Below are 15,128 nucleotides of genomic sequence, written 5' to 3' on the forward strand. Positions count from 1 at the left end.
GGTCGTAGGTGGCCGGATCAGGCCAGGCCGGGTAGCTCGACGTATACCCCCAGCCCGCGTCCCTGCAGGCCTTCGCCCAGGTGCAGGCTGCCGCCATGGATTTCGACGATGCGCTTGACGATGGGCAGCCCCAGGCCGCTGCCGACGTTCTGGCCAGCGCTCTCGCTGCGGTAGAAACGAGTGAAGATCACCGCCCGTTCTTCCGGACTGACCCCGGGGCCGCTGTCGCAGACGTCGATACGTACCTGGCCGGGCACCTCCTCGACGACCCGGACCAGCACCTGGCCGCCGCTGGGGGTATAGCGGATGGCGTTGCCGACCAGGTTGGTGAGCAGCACGCCCAGCCAGGTGGGAATACCCGACAGCCTGACCTCCTGATCCTCCAGCACCAGGTCGATGTTCTTCTCGATGGCCAGGGGCGCGAGTTCCGACAGGGTGTCCGCCGCCAGCCGGCCGAGATGGACGGGGACGAACTGCTCCTGCAGGGCGCCGCTGTCCAGCCGCGCCAGGAGCAGGATCTGCTCCATCAGCTGGCTGATGCGTTCGGCGCTGCGACGCACCTGCACCAGGCCACGGGCATGGGCCTGGGGATCGCTGGACCTCAGGGCGACCTGGGTGTGGGTCAGCAGACTGGCGAGGGGGGTGCGGATCTCGTGGGCGGCGTCGCTGGTCAGCCGGCGCTCCGCCTCCAGGGCCCCGTCCAGGCGTTCCAGCAGGGCGTTGATCTCCTCCACCAAGACCGCGGCTTCCAGCGGCACCCGGCTCAGCGGTAACGGCTCCAGGCGCTGGGCGGAGCGCTGCTTGATCTGCGCGGCCAGCTGGCGCAGGGGCTCCAGACCGCGGGTGACGCCGAACCAGATGAGGGCGGCCAGCACCGGCAGGGCCAGGGCCAGGGGAAACAGCGAGCCGAGCAGCAGCAGGTTGGTGGCGCCGCGGCGATCGGCCAGGTTTTCGTAGATCCAGATGCGCCCCTCGCCGCTGCTCAGCCGCAACACGCGCCAGTGCTGCCCCTCGGCCAGCAGGCTGCTGAAGCCGGGCGGCTGGTCGGCCAGGCCGGCCGGCGGCGCCGGGGTGCCGAGGCGCTGGTCGCCGGCCTGCAGCAGATAGCCCAGGGCGTTGCGCCGCTTGAACAGCGGCAGGTCGGCGATGGCCGTGCGGCTGCGCTCCAGGGCCCGGGCCGCGGGCGGCAGACTGCGGTCACCGCCCTCGCCCAGGGTGGCCAGGTGCAGGGCGGCCGAGCCGAAGTCGAGCATGTCCTCGTCGGCCAGGCGATTCACCTGGCGCAGGACCAGCTGGTAGGTCACCAGGGCGGCGATCAGCCAGCAGGCGAAGATGCCGCACAGCAGCAGCGTCAGCAGCCGCCGGCGCAGCGAGACGGCCGGGCCGTCGGTCATGGAGCCGGCCGCTCGGGCTGGTCGATACCGTAGCCGATGCCGCGCACGGTGCGGATCAGGCTGGTGCCGAGCTTGCGTCTGAGGTGATGGATATGGACCTCGATGGCGTTGCTCTCGACGTCACCGTCCCAGCCATAGAGCGCCTGCTCCAGGCGATTGCGCGAGAGCACCTTGCCCATGTTTTCCAGCAGCAGGCGCAGCAGGGCGTATTCCCGCGGTGCCAGCTCCACCGGCTGGCCGGCCAGGGTCACCCGGTGGGTGGCCGGATCGACCCGCAGCTCGTTGTGCTCCAGTTGCGGCAGCGCCCGGCCGGCGCTGCGGCGGGTGAGGGCGCGGACCCGGGCGAGCAGTTCGTCCAGGTCGAAGGGTTTGGTCAGGTAGTCGTCGGCGCCGGTGTCCAGGCCGGTGACCCGGTCGGTGACCTTGTCGCGGGCGGTGAGGATCAGCACCGGGGTGGCGTCGCCGCGCTTGCGCAGCGCGGCCAGGACCTCGAGTCCCGAGCGGCGGGGCAGGCCGATGTCGAGCACCACCAGATCGAAGGGATCGGTTTCCAGCGCAGCCTGGGCGGCCTGGCCATCGGTCACCCAGTCGACGGTATCGCCTTCCAGGGCCAGGCCGGCGCGGATGCCGTCGCCCAGCAGCATGTCGTCTTCGGCCAGCAGTATTCTCATCGGATTTTCCCAGGCGGTTGAGCGGTTTTACCGCTCCGGGCCGGCCTCGGCAAGAGCGGTGACCATCTCCAGGATGGTCAGCCTCCAGCCTAGGCCAGGGCGCTTAAGGCCGGATTAACACGGCTCAGGGACGCTGGGCGCTGACCCGCCAGATCGTATTGCCGACATCGTCGGCCACCAGCAGGCCGCCGTGGCCATCGTTGACCACCCCGACCGGACGTCCCTGGGCCTCTTCCTTGCCATTGAGGAAACCGGTCAGCAGGTCGCGCGGCGGGCCGCTGGGCTTGCCGTTCTGGAAGGGCACGAAGACGACCTTGTAGCCGCTCTTGGGATCGCGATTCCAGGAGCCGTGCTGGCCGACGAACATGCCCTGGCGAAACGCCGTCGGCAACTCGCTGTCGGCGCTCGCGAAGGCCAGGCCCAGGGAGGCGGTGTGGGTACCCAGGGCGTAGTCCGGGGTCAGCGCCTTGGCCACCAGATCCGGGCGGGGCGGCTGTACCCGGCTGTCCACGGTCTTGCCCCAGTAGCTGTAGGGCCAGCCATAGAAGCCGCCGTCCTGCACCGAGGTGGCATAGTCCGGCACCAGGTCGCTGCCGATCTCGTCGCGTTCGTTGACCACCGTCCACAGTTTGCCGGTGCTGGGCTCCCAGTCCAGTCCATTGGGGTTGCGCAGACCGGTGGCGAACAGGCGTTTCTGGCCGCTGGCGCGATCCAGCTCCCAGATGGCGGCGCGGCCTTCCTCGATATCCAGGCCGTTTTCGCCGACGTTGCTGTTGGAGCCCACGGTGAGATAGAGCTTCTTACCGTCGCGACTGGCGATGACGTTCTTGGTCCAGTGGTGATTGATGCCCGCCGGTAGCTCGGTGACCGTCACCGGCTGGCCTTCCAGGCGAGTCGCACCGGGGCGATAGGAGAAGCGCACCAGGGCATCAGCATTGGCGACATAGAAGTCCTCGCCCACCAGCACCATGCCGAACGGCGAATGCAGCTGTTCGGCGAAGACGGTGCGGGTCTCGGCGACGCCATCGCCGTCGGCATCGCGCAACAGGGTGATGCGGTCGGCGCTGGGCACCCCGGCGCCGGCCTTCTTCATGAACAGACCCGCGATCCAGTTCTTGATCCCGGGAAAGCCCTCGCGCTTGGGCGCATTGCTTTCCGCCACCAGCACATCGCCATTGGGCAGCACATAGAGCCAGCGCGGATGGTCCAGGCCACGGGCGAAGGCCTGGACCTGGGTGCCGGGCGCGGCAGTGGGCTTGCCGCCTTCGGGCCAGCCGACCGCCGGGGCCACGTTGATGGTCGGCAGCAGTGTCTTGTGGGGTTCCGGCAGGGTCGGCGTCGGCCCATAGCCGGCTTCGCGTTGCAGGCGCGCGGTCTCGCCGCAGCCGAGCAGGGTCACGGCGGCCAGGGTCAGGGCCAGGGTACGCAAGGGATGGGGCGTGCTCAGGGGCATGGCAGGGCTCTCGCGAGGGGCTCGCAGGATAGAGCCCGGCTGCCGGCGAACGTTCCGGGGCCGGCCCCATGGCCATTCTGGGCATCTGTGCAGTCCGGTTTTGAAAATGACTCTTTTTGCCAAGTCGGTCTTTTTGAGTGCTCGGGCGCTGCACTCGTTCTTTCGCGGATATGGAAAGTCCTGCCGATTCAAGGTGTTAGCGAGACTGCGCCGAGGTCTGCGGAAAAGCGCCGGCTATCTGACGTAAATCAAAGCGTAACCATCTGTTTTTGAACGAAAAAATTCACTAAAGCTAGCGCAGCTGACGCCGATAGCTGCCCCAACAATGACGACGAAGTCGCACCCAGTGGCGCCGCAAGCGGACGCGGCCGCCTGAACTCGCCTACGCCAGGACCCGCTAGCTTGCGGGGGCGGGGAGTCTTTCTTTTCACAGGTGCAGTCATGCAATCCCTTACCCGGCGCTTGCGCCAGTTTTCCCTGCGGCTGGCCGGTACCCTGGCCCTGAGCAGCGCACTCCTGGGTTCGGCCCAGGCGGTCGACCTGGTCGGTCTCAACTTCTCCGGTGCCGGCTTCGCCAGCCAGGTGCTACCCGGCCTCAACAACCGCAACTACATCTTTCCCAGCGAACAGCACTTCAAGGACTGGAGCGCCAAGGGCATCAAGCTGGTGCGCTTTCCGATCATCTGGGAGCGCATCCAGCCCAACCTGAATTCGATGCTGGATCCGGACTATGGCGCCCTGGTCACCCAGACGCTGAATTACGCCCAGAAGTATGGCGTCAAGGTGATCCTCGACCTGCACAACTATGCGCGCTATCGCGGCGAGGTGATCGGCGCGGGCAAGGTCACCTACTTCAACTACTGGGACGTGACCTATCGCCTGGCCTTCCGCTTCGGCAAGCACCCGGCGCTCTTCGGTTACGACATCATGAACGAGCCCCACGACGCCGTGGCCTTCTGGCCGACCGCCGCCCAGCACGGCATCAACGGCATCCGTACCGTGGACAGCGTCCACCCCATCATCGTCGAGGGCAACGGCTGGTCCAGCGCCGCGCGCTGGCCGCAGTGGAACGATCCGCTGCTGGCGCTCAAGGACCCGGCCAACAAGCTGATCTTTTCCGCCCACGTCTATTTCGACAATGACGGTGGCGGCCAGTACGCCAGCAAGGACATGAGCGGCTTCGACCCCATGGTCGGGGTGAATCGCGTCAAGCCCTTCGTCGACTGGCTGAAGAAGAACGGCAAGCAGGGCTACATCGGCGAATTCGGCGTGCCGGACGACGATCCGCGCTGGCTGGTGGCCATGGACAACATGCTGGCCTATCTCAAGCAGCACTGCATTCCGGCCAGCTACTGGGCCGCCGGTCCCGGCTGGGGCAACTACAACCTGGCGGTAGAACCCATCAACGGCGTGGATCGACCCCAGTGGGCGACCCTGAAGAAGTACGTCGACAGCAGCAGCTGCGCGAGCATCGGTCCCAAATAAGCCCGGCCAGCGATGGCGGTCCCCGGGGTCGGCAGGCTACCCTTGCCTTTTAACCGTGCCAGCCCCGAGGACCTCTCATGAGCCAGATTCCCGCCGACCTGCGTTATGCCGCCAGCCACGAATGGGCCCGTCTGGAAGCCGACGGTAGCGTGACCGTCGGCATTTCCGACCATGCCCAGGAAGCCCTGGGCGATGTGGTCTTCATCGAACTGCCGGAAGTCGGCAAGACCCTCGCCGCCGGTGACCAGGCCGGGGTGGTGGAATCGGTGAAGGCGGCCTCGGACATTTATGCCCCGGTGGGCGGCGAGGTGATCGCTGTCAACGAGGCCCTGGCCGACGCCCCCGAGCAGGTCAATGGCGAGCCCTATGGCGCCTGGTTCTTCAAGCTCAAGCCGCAGGATGCGGCCGAGCTGGACAAGCTGCTCGATGCCGACGGCTATCGCGCCGCCAGCGAGAGCTGAGGCGCCATCCGCCGCCCGGACCCCGAGCAAAAAAGAACCCCGCGCGGCGTGGCCGGCGGGGTTCTTTTTTGCCTGGCCCTTACTGGGTCAGGATACGCATGGCGAGATCGCTGTCGCTGGCCTTGAGGCCCGGCTCGGCGGCGCGCATGTCGCGCAACGCGGCCTCCAGGTAGGGGCCACGGATCTGGCCGTTGCTGGCCAGGTAGGAGCTGGCGTCGTCCTGGGTGGCGGCGACGATCTTGTGGTCGTCACGGCTGGTGGTATAGAACGAGCCCGAGGTCGCCCCGAGGGTCGCGGCATGCCGCCAGAACCGGGCATCCGCATTGGCGGCGGTGGTCGCGGCCAGCAGCGGCAGGCCGATCAGGGAAACCAGAGCAAGCTTCTTCAGGCGCATGGATGAGATCTCCTTCTTGAGGTTTCCTATAGAGAGCTCAGACGTCCTTTGAGTTCCAGCGCCCTGTGCCGGCTTCTTCGCCGGCGCCTAGTGCTGGATCATGCTGTGGATGCGCTCTGCCAGGGCATCGATGTCGAAGGGCTTGATCAGCATGTCCATGTTCTCACCGAGGAATTCGCCGCGCACCTTGGCGTTCTTGGCATAGCCGGTGATGAACAGCACCTTGAGCTCGGGGCGCTGGCCACGGGCGATCTCGGCGAGCTGGCGGCCGTTCATGCCGGGCAGGCCGACGTCGCTGATGAGCAGGTCCAGCCGCTGATCGCTCTCGATGATCGGCAGGGCGCCATCGGCATCGCTCGCCTCCAGCGCGGTGTAGCCCAGCTCCGCGAGCACCTCCAGCACGATCATGCGCACCGCGTATTCGTCCTCCACCACCAGCACGGTCTGGCCGGCCTCGGCGCGGGGCGCGACCTTGAGCGTCGGCTGATCGGTGGCGGCGGCCGCCACCTCCGGATGGCGCGGCAGATAGAGACTGATGGTGGTGCCCTGGCCCTGTTCGGTGTCGATGCGCGCGGTGCCGCCGGACTGCTTGACGAAGCCGTAGATCATCGACAGGCCGAGCCCCGTGCCCTGGCCGGCCGGCTTGGTGGTGAAGAAGGGTTCGAAGGCCTTGGCCTTGACCTCCGGTGGCATGCCGGTGCCGGTGTCGGCCACGCTAAGGCGCACATAGTCGCCCTGGGTCAGGGATTCGCGGGCCGCCGCCTCGGCGTCGAGGCTGAGGTTGGCGGTGGCGATGCACAGCTCGCCGCCGGCGGGCATGGCGTCGCGGCCATTGATGACCAGGTTGAGCAGGGCGTTTTCCAGCTGGTGGGTATCGCTGTGGGCCAGCCAGGCGACCGGCGCCAGATCCAGGCGCAGGGCGACGTTTTCGCCCACGGTGCGCACCAGCAGGTCCTGCAGCGAGGCGACCAGCTGGTGGACGTCCACCGGCTGCGGGTCCAGGGTCTGGCGGCGGGCGAAGGCCAGCAGCCGGTGGGTGAGGGCGGCGGCACGGTCGGCCGAATTGACCGCGGCGTTGATGTAGCGATCCAGGTCCTGGGTGCGGCCGTTGGCGATGCGCAGACGGATCAGGTCGAGGGCGCCGACGATGCCGGTGAGCATGTTGTTGAAGTCGTGGGCGATGCCGCCGGTGAGCTGGCCGATGGCTTCCATCTTCTGCGACTGGCGCAGGGCTTCCTCGGTGCGCTCGCGTTCGTAGATCTCGGCGATCAGCCGCGCATGGCTGCGCCCTAGTTCCTGGGTACGCTCGGCGATGCGCTGCTCCAGCTGGTCGGTGGTCTGCCGTGCCTCGGTGACGTCTACGCCACAGCCCACCAGGCCATGGAATTCGCCGTCGAGCTCCAGGCGCGGGGTGCCCTCCAGGCGCAGCCAGCGCCATTCGCCCTGGGCGTTGCGCACCCGCACCTCGGCGCGCAGGGCGCTGTGGGTGGCGACGGCCTGCTTGAAGGCGCCTTCGAAGGCCGGGCATTCGCTGTCCGGCAGCAGGGCGCTCCAGCCCTGATCGTGCAGATCGGCGTCGTGCAGATCGAATTCGCTGGCGAAGCGCTGGTTGACGAATTGCAGCTGGCCGTCGGCGTCGCAAGCCCAGATCAGCACCGGGGCGCTGTCGGCCATGAGCCGGAAACGGCCCTCGCTCTCGCGCTGGGCGTCCTGGGAGCGCTGCCGGCAGATGGCCGACCAGAGCCGGTCGGTGACGTCGCGCAGAAATTGCACCTCGCCTTCCGTCCACAACCGGGCGCGCTGGTCATGGGCGACGAACAGTGCGCGCAGGCGACCGTCTTCATAGAGCGGGATGTCCACCAGCGCCGCGATCTCCAGGTCGAGCAGGCGCTGCGCATTGGCCTGGGCGCGCGGGTCCTGGCTGACGTCGTCGATCACCAGGGGCGCTTCGCCCTCCTGGCTGCCCAGGCTGTCGGGGGCGAGCAGCGGATAGGCCAGGGCTTGGTCGAAGTGGCCATTGGGCGTCCACATCTGGTGCGGGACGAAGGTGCCGCGATTCTCGTCCAGACGGGCATAGCCGACCCGGCGCAGGCCCAGTCGGGTACCCACCAGTTCCAGGGCCGCGGCCACCCCGGCGCTTTCCGGGTCGCCTTCGCGCAGGCGGTCGCCCAGTTCGATGAGGGCGTGCTGGCGGGCTTCGGCGGCGCGGCGCTCCTCGATCTGCCGGCGCAGCTGGCGATTGGTCTCGCTGATGCGATCGGCGTCATGGCGTTCGCGGGTGATGTCGCGGGCGATGCCCACCAGCCGCCGCTGGCCGCCGGGCTCCAGGCGTTCGCGGCCGCGGATGCTCAGCCACACCGGTTCGCCCTGGCGCGGACTGCGCACGCGAAAGGTCAGCCGCAGGTCATAGGCATTGCCGCCGCCCTGGATGGCCGCGCTGACATAGGCCCGCACCCGGGGCGCGTCGGCGGGGTGCAGGGCGCGCAGCAGCGCCGCGCCGCGCAGGGTGCAGCGGCGCTCCGTGGCCCCGACCAGATGGGCGAGGCGCGAATCCCAGCTGATCAGGTCGCGGTCGATGTCATAGTCCCAGACGCCCAGGTCGGCCACGTCCATGGCCAGGGCGATGCGCTGCTCGGCCAGACGCAGGGCGTCGGCTGCGGCGGTGCGCTCGATGACGATGCGGATGCGCTCGGCCACCTCGCGTACCAGGGCGACGTCGCCGATGGTCCAGTGGCGGGGCGTGTCGGCATAGAGGAACAGCAGACCCACCAGCTGTTCTTCGGCGAGCAGGGGCACCACCAGGCCGGCGCGCACGCCATGCTCCACCAACTGGGTGCGCATCTCGCCCAGGCGACTGTCCTGGGTGCTGTCTTCCACGCTGACGATGATGCCGCGGCGCAGCTCCTCCACCGCCGAGGTGTGCCAGTGCGCCAGGCTGGGCAGGTTGAGACGGTGGGTTCGGCCCTGTTCGAGCCAGTCGCTGTCGATGGTCAGGCTGCCGTCGCGGCCGACCCGGGCATAGCCGATGCGCTGCACGGCGAGCAGGTGGCCGAGGCTGTCGCCCAGTACCGAGGCGACTTCGCCGGTGTGGGTCACGCCATGCAGCAGGTCGCCCAGTTCGAGCAAAAAGCGCTGGCGGTCATGGCTGCGGATGCGTTCGCTGAGGTCGACGAAGGTGCAGATGGCGCCCTGGACCTCGCCGTCGCGCCAGAGCGGCTGGGCGCGCCATTCCACCGGCAGCAGACTGCCGTCCTCGCGCAGCAGGGCGTCGGCGGACAGGTGCAGGGTGGCGCCTTCGCTGGCGGCGCGCTGCAGGGCGCGGGCGCCATCCTCGCTGCGGGCGGAGCTGAGCCGGGTGTCCAGGCGCTCGCCGAGGATGTCGCGGTCCTCGGGCAAGCCGAGCATCTGCCGGAAGGCGCGGTTGCAGAGGGTGGCACGGCCCTGGCGATCCAGGGCGCAGAAGCCCTCGTGGGTCGATTCGAGCAGCAGGTGGGCGAAGGCCTCGCTCTCCCGCAGCGCCGTTTCCGCCCGCTTGCGGCTGTCGATGTCCTGGGCCACGCCCACCCAGTGCTCGATCTCGCCGCTGGCATTGGTGAAGGGCATGGTGCGGGTTTCGAACCAGCGATAGTGACCCTCGGCATCGCGCAGCTGCAATTCCAGGCTGCCGGCGACGCGTTGCTCGCGCACCTCGCGCCAGCGCCGCAACAGCTGCGGACGCTGCTCGGGATGGATGGCGCCGGCCCAGAGATCGGGGTCGGCGACCACGCTGGCCGGACTCAGGCCGCTGTATTCGTACCAGTAGCGATTGGCGTATTCGAAGCTGCCATCGGGCCGCGCGAACCAGATGATCTGCGGATTGACGTCCATTAGCGCGCGGTAGTGGGTTTCGTCGAGGGTGCTGTGCCGCGCCGGCGAGGCCGCCTGCAGCCGCGTCTCGAACAGGCGCAGCACCTGGCGCGCCAGGCGTTCGAGGCCGCTCAGGCGTGCGGCGTTCAGCTCGCGCGGTTGCCAGTCGAGCACGCAGAGGGTGCCGAGAAAGACGCCTTCGGCCGTCCGCAGCGGGGCGCCGGCATAGAATCTCAGCCCGGCCGGATCGGTCACCAGGGGATTGTCGGTAAAGCGCGGATCCTGGCTCAGGTCCTCGATCTGCCGCGCTTCCCGGGCGTCGTGCAGGTGCTGGCAGAAGGACAGCGCCAGGGGAATTTCCGCCACGCCCAGGCCGCGTTCGGCGATGAACAGCTGCTGCTCCTCGCCAAGCAGGTTGACCGCGGCGATGGGCGTCTCGCAGAGGGTGGCCGCCAGTTCCACCAGGTCGTCGAGGGCCGGCTCCGGCTGGCCGTCGAGCAGGCCGCAGGTGGCCAGGAGCGCCTGGCGGCGACGACGCTGCTCGGCGTCCTCGGCACCCACGGCAGGGTTCACGACGGTTGTCTGCACGGCTGGCTATCCTTGTTCCGCTCGCGGGCTGCTGGACCTAACGTTCGCTCTGGGGCGTGACGCGCAGGACTTCTTCCACGGTGGTGAAGCCGGCGGCGATCTTTTGCGCACCGGACAGCCGCAGGCTGCGCATGCCTTCCTTGAACGCCTGCCGCCGCAGCGCGGTGATGTCGGTATCCGCCGTCACCAGTTCGCGCAGACTATCGGAGAGGGTGAGGATTTCGTATACCCCGGCACGACCGCGATAGCCGGTGTCCCGACATTCCGGGCAACCCACCGGCTGCATGGCGCCGGTGGGCAGCGGGGCGTTCCACGGCTTGGTCAGTTCCTGCCAGGCGGCCGGGTCCAGTTCGGTGGGCGTCTTGCAGGCCGGGCAGAGGGTCCGCACCAGCCGCTGGGCCATGACGCCGAGCACCGTGGCGCGGATCAGGTAGTAGGGCACGCCCAGTTCGATCAGGCGACTCACCGAGCTGGGTGCGTCGTTGGTGTGCAGGGTGGAAAGCACCAGGTGCCCGGTCAGGGCCGCCTGGATGGCCATCTCGGCGGTTTCCAGGTCGCGGATCTCGCCGATCATGATGATGTCCGGGTCCTGCCGCATCAGCGCCCTGACGCCACTGGCGAAGGTCACCTCGATGTTGGGCTGCACCTGCATCTGGTTGAAGGCGTCCTCCACCATCTCGATGGGATCTTCGATGGTGCAGACGTTGACCTCGGGCGTGGCCAGCTGCTTGAGGGTGGTGTACAGCGTGGTGGTCTTGCCCGAACCGGTGGGACCGGTGACCAGGATGATGCCGTTGGGTTGCCCGGTCATGCCGGCCCAGCGGCGCAGGTCGTCGGCGGAAAAGCCGAGCTGGTCGAAGCTCTTGAGCAGCACGTCCGGGTCGAAGATCCGCATCACCAGCTTTTCGCCGAAGGCGGTGGGCATGGTCGACAGGCGCAGTTCGACTTCCTTCTCGCCGGCCATGCGCGTCTTGATCCGGCCGTCCTGGGGCTTGCGCTTCTCGGCGACGTTCATGCGCCCGAGGTTCTTGATCCGGCTGACCACCGCCAGGGTGACCTGGGCCGGGAACTGGTAGACGGTGTGCAGCACCCCGTCGATGCGAAAGCGCACCGCACCCTGCTCGCGACGCGGCTCGACGTGGATGTCGCTGGCGCGCTGCTGGAAGGCGTACTGGAACAGCCAGTCGACGATGTTGACGATGTGGGCGTCGTTGGCATCCGGCTCGCCATCGGCGGCGCCGAGATTGACCAGCTGCTCGAAGTTGCCGACGCCGCTGGTCTTCTGCTCCACCGCCGAGGCGCCGGTGACCGAGCGCGCCAGGCGAAAGAATTCCTGGGTGTAGCGGGTGATGTCCGCCGGGCTGGCCACCACGCGCTTGATCGGCCGCTGCAGCACATGGGTGAGGTTGCTTTCCCAGCTGTGCACGAAGGGCTGGGCGCTGGCCACCGTCACCTCGTCCGGGCTCACCGCCACGGCGAGGATCTTGTTGCGCTGGGCGAAGGCGTAGGACATCAGCGGGGTGACCGAGGCCACGTCCACCTTGAGCGGATCGATGCGGTAGAAGGGCTGGCCGGAATACTCGGCGAGCCAGCGGGTGAGGCTGTCCAGATCCAGCTTGCGCCCCGGGCGACTGAGGTCGTCCACGCTCTGCGCCGCCAGGAACTCCAGCGGATGCTGCTGCGGATTGGCCGAACCGCGGCGCAGGAGCAGGCACTGTTCGGCGGTCTGCTGGTCGATCCGCTGCTGGCTGACCAGCTCGCGCAGGATGTCGCCCAGGTCGAGCCAACGATCAGCGGAAGGGGAAGCTATGGCGGACATCTGGACTCCTTGAAAAGGTGGTCGCACTCGGGGTGGCGCCCGGTGCCTGACCGGGGACGACCCGCCTGCGCTACCCGCCAGGTTGGTCGCCTCCTCCAGCATAGCGATTTTGTATTAAGGAATCGCTCGCGGCCTTGTGCCATCAGGATGGACGGCCGGATGCGCCAGCCGTTCCCGCCATTCGGCGGCTCAGGCCAGGGCTTTCCAGGGCGCCAGGCCATGGACCAGGCGCGCCTGCTCGGCCACCCCGGCGAGATCGCCATGGGCGCTCAGCGGCGCCAGCTTGCCCAGTTCGCCATACAGCCGATCGGCTTCGGGCAGGTCCAGCGCGCCCCGCGCCAGGTGCAGCCAGACCTGCATGCGCTCCAGGCGCGGCAGCTGCTGCTCGATCAACTCGGGTTCGGTGATGGCGCGCAGCAGCGGCAGCTCGGCCGCTTCCAGGGCGAGGAAGCGCGGCAGCCACTGGCCCAGGGGCGTCGCGCCCTGGCGTTCGCCACGGCCGGTGCGGCCCTGGGTCCAGGCGCGCTCGTGCAGCCAGCGCGCGGCGCGCAGGGAGAACAGGCCCCAGCGCGGCTGCTCCAGTTCGGCGGCGAAGCGCTGCGGTGCCTGGCGGCGGGCTTCCTCGTCGTCCTGGCCGATGGCGGCAAGCGGGCGCCAGTCGGCGAGCAGCTCGTCGAGGGTCTGGCGCAGGTCGCGGCTGGTGGCCCGCGGCGCGGCCTGACCAAGGCTGCCGAGCAGGGCGCGCAGGTCGATCAGCTGGTGCACCCAGTCCACCAGCAGGCGCCAGTGGCCGTTCCAGCGATACTGTTCGGCCAGGCGCTGGCTGCCGGCCAGCAGGTGTCCGCCGAGGCGGGCGACGGCCTCGTCCAGCGGCGTCTCGGCGTCGAGTTCCGGCGCAGAGAGATAGAGGGTGTAGCTCGCCGCATCGTGCAGGCGATAACCGCGCTCGGCCTTGCTGATGTCGCAGGGCATCAGCGGGAATTCGGCGGCTAGTTGCTCGGCCAGTTCCAGCAGCGCGGCCGGTTCGCCCTGGCGCAATTCCAGCTCGACCTCGGCGATGGCCTCGCGCTGGTCGCCGGCACGCACCTCGCCCTGGTCGAGGGCGACTTCGATGATGGTCCGGGCCTTGCCCCGGCCCCAGGCGATCTCCGCGGCGTCGCGGACGAAATCGGTGTCGAACACCGGCTGCAGGCGGCGCAGGTCCAGGTCGGCCAGTTCCGCCGGCCAGCAGCTGTCGTCGAACAGCGCGGTGTCCAGGGTGGCATCGGCCAGCGGCCATTCCCACTCGTTGCGCTCGGACAGCCCGGCCAGGCTCTGGCCGCGACTCTTGAGCGTCTGGATGAAACGCTCGCCATCACGCCGCACACGCAGGGCGACCTTGGCATGGGCCAGGTCGCGGGTGTCGGTGTCGTAATAGCAGTTGGACAGCTCGTGGCGCTGCCAGCCGTCCTTGCAACGCTTCTTCAGCAGCGGATGAGCGCGCAGGGCGTCGAGGGTCGCCGCACTGGCGCGCAGCTTGATTTCGGTTTCTTTGGCCATTGGAGGATCCTGGCGCCGGAAGAGAACGGTCCGGCTCCGTGCCGAGCGCGTCATGACGACGGACGGCGAGAACGTGGGCGCTAGTTTAGCCCGTCCCGCCCCCCTGGCGCATGAAGGTTTCATCGCGCGGCGGATGGCGCCATGATGGAGGCGTGACCAGGAGACCCCGCATGACCCTGCCCGCGCTGAAAGCTCTGTTCTCAACCCTGATCGCCGAAAGCTCGGTGAGCTGCACCCAGCCGGCGCTGGACCAGTCCAACGCCGGCGTCATCGCCCGCCTGAGCGACTGGTTCGGCGCCCTGGGCTTCGCCTGCGAGACCCAGGAGGTAGCACCCGGCAAATTCAACCTGATCGCCACCCTGGGCAGCGGACCGGGCGGTCTGGTGCTGGCCGGCCATACCGATACCGTACCCTATGACGCCGCCCTCTGGCAGGCCGATCCCCTGCGTCTGCGCGACGCCGACGATCGCTGGTACGGCCTGGGCAGTTGCGACATGAAGGGCTTCTTCGCGCTGATCCTCGAGGCGGTGCGCGACCTGGATCCGCGCCAGCTGCGCCAGCCGCTGATCGTGCTGGCCACCTGCGACGAGGAATCCTCCATGGATGGCGCCCGGGTACTGGCCGAAGCCGGCCGCCCCCTGGGGCGCGCCGCAGTGATCGGCGAGCCGACCGGATTGCGGCCGATCCGCCTGCACAAGGGCATCCTCATGGAGCGCATCGACATCCTCGGCCAGAGCGGCCACTCCTCCGATCCGAGCCTGGGTCACAGCGCCCTGGACGCCATGCAGGCGGTGATGGGGGAGCTGCTCGACCTGCGCGCCCAGTGGCAGCGCGAATACCGCAATCCGCTGTTCCTGGTGCCCCAGCCGACCCTCAACCTGGGCTGCATCCATGGCGGCGACAATCCCAACCGCATCTGCGGCCAGTGCGCCCTGGAATTCGACCTGCGCCCCCTGCCGGGCATGCAGCCCGAAGCCCTGCGCCAGGCCATCCGCGGGCGGCTGCTGCCGGTCGCCGAACGCTTCGGGGTACGGATCGACTACCAGCCGCTGTTTCCCGCCGTACCGCCCTTCGAGCAGCCCGCCGAGGCCGAACTGGTGCGCCTGGCCGAGCGTCTCACCGGTCATAGCGCCGAGGCCGTGGCCTTCGCCACCGAGGCGCCCTATCTGCAGGCGATCACCCAGGAGGTACTGGTGCTCGGCCCCGGCGACATCAGCTGCGCGCACCAGCCCGAGGAGCACCTGGCGCTGGCGCGGATCGCGCCTACCGTCAAGCTGCTGCAGCAGCTGATCGGCCACTACTGCCTGGGCGCGGCCGCAGCGGTCCGATGAACAGACCCGCGCGTCCGGCGTGACTTTTTGTAAACTCCAGACGGTCTACTGAGGCTGTCTGCCCATCCGCTCCCTGTCGAGGAACCCCCGTGCTGCGACGACGCTGAACGCCCTGCCTGCCCTCGTTCACCCTCCCGCCTATCCTCA

The 15,128-nt window shown here is 68.6% G+C and carries 10 protein-coding genes; 3 read left to right on the plus strand and 7 right to left on the minus strand.

The features are described from left to right. Window positions 1-17: 17 nt before the first annotated feature. The 3 genes from PSEK12I1_RS0123265 to PSEK12I1_RS0123275 all read right to left on the minus strand — a co-directional run bounded on the left by PSEK12I1_RS0123265 (window position 18) and on the right by PSEK12I1_RS0123275 (window position 3,518). Complete coding sequence (locus PSEK12I1_RS0123265) at window positions 18-1,394, minus strand: HAMP domain-containing sensor histidine kinase (RefSeq protein WP_027603078.1); 1,377 nt, start codon at window positions 1,392-1,394, stop codon at window positions 18-20. Next, on the minus strand, window positions 1,391-2,065 hold the full coding sequence (locus PSEK12I1_RS0123270) for a response regulator (RefSeq protein WP_027598241.1): 675 nt from the start codon (window positions 2,063-2,065) through the stop codon (window positions 1,391-1,393). Before PSEK12I1_RS0123270 ends, PSEK12I1_RS0123265 begins: the two co-directional genes overlap by 4 nt. Before the next feature lie 124 nt (window positions 2,066-2,189). After that, entirely contained in the window at window positions 2,190-3,518 is a 1,329-nt protein-coding gene (locus PSEK12I1_RS0123275; protein WP_155951396.1) for a sorbosone dehydrogenase family protein, read from the minus strand. A 441-nt stretch (window positions 3,519-3,959) separates the two neighbouring features. Here PSEK12I1_RS0123275 and PSEK12I1_RS0123280 point away from each other — a divergent pair, with 441 nt between their 5' ends. After that, window positions 3,960-5,003, plus strand: coding sequence for a glycoside hydrolase family 5 protein (locus PSEK12I1_RS0123280; RefSeq protein WP_027598243.1), 1,044 nt, complete (start codon window positions 3,960-3,962; stop codon window positions 5,001-5,003). A 77-nt stretch (window positions 5,004-5,080) separates the two neighbouring features. After that, complete coding sequence (gene gcvH / locus PSEK12I1_RS0123285; RefSeq protein WP_007161270.1) at window positions 5,081-5,464, plus strand: glycine cleavage system protein GcvH; 384 nt, start codon at window positions 5,081-5,083, stop codon at window positions 5,462-5,464. Between the two features lie 79 nt (window positions 5,465-5,543). On the opposite strand, the gene PSEK12I1_RS0123290 is transcribed toward gcvH, so the two are convergent. The 4 genes from PSEK12I1_RS0123290 to PSEK12I1_RS0123305 form a co-directional block, all read right to left on the minus strand. Beyond that, window positions 5,544-5,858: a DUF2388 domain-containing protein gene (locus PSEK12I1_RS0123290; RefSeq protein ID WP_007161269.1), complete on the minus strand. Its 315-nt coding sequence runs from the start codon at window positions 5,856-5,858 to the stop codon at window positions 5,544-5,546. Between the two features lie 87 nt (window positions 5,859-5,945). After that, window positions 5,946-10,292, minus strand: coding sequence for a PAS domain S-box protein (locus PSEK12I1_RS0123295; RefSeq protein WP_027603080.1), 4,347 nt, complete (start codon window positions 10,290-10,292; stop codon window positions 5,946-5,948). Window positions 10,293-10,329: 37 nt separating this feature from the next. Beyond that, window positions 10,330-12,111: a GspE/PulE family protein gene (locus tag PSEK12I1_RS0123300; protein WP_027598246.1), complete on the minus strand. Its 1,782-nt coding sequence runs from the start codon at window positions 12,109-12,111 to the stop codon at window positions 10,330-10,332. A gap of 189 nt (window positions 12,112-12,300) precedes the next feature. Then, window positions 12,301-13,650 (minus strand): inorganic triphosphatase, encoded by a 1,350-nt coding sequence (locus tag PSEK12I1_RS0123305; protein ID WP_027598247.1) that lies wholly within the window; start codon window positions 13,648-13,650, stop codon window positions 12,301-12,303. Between the two features lie 170 nt (window positions 13,651-13,820). Between PSEK12I1_RS0123305 and argE the strand changes: the two genes are divergently transcribed. Then, the gene (gene argE, locus PSEK12I1_RS0123310; protein ID WP_027603081.1) at window positions 13,821-14,981 is read left to right on the plus strand and encodes an acetylornithine deacetylase; all 1,161 of its coding nucleotides are present in this window, start codon (window positions 13,821-13,823) and stop codon (window positions 14,979-14,981) included. Window positions 14,982-15,128: the final 147 nt, after the last annotated feature.

Origin of the sequence: Pseudomonas sp. MOIL14HWK12:I1 (assembly GCF_000510705.1) — a bacterium.
GTDB classification, from domain to species: domain Bacteria; phylum Pseudomonadota; class Gammaproteobacteria; order Pseudomonadales; family Pseudomonadaceae; genus Chryseomonas; species Chryseomonas oryzihabitans.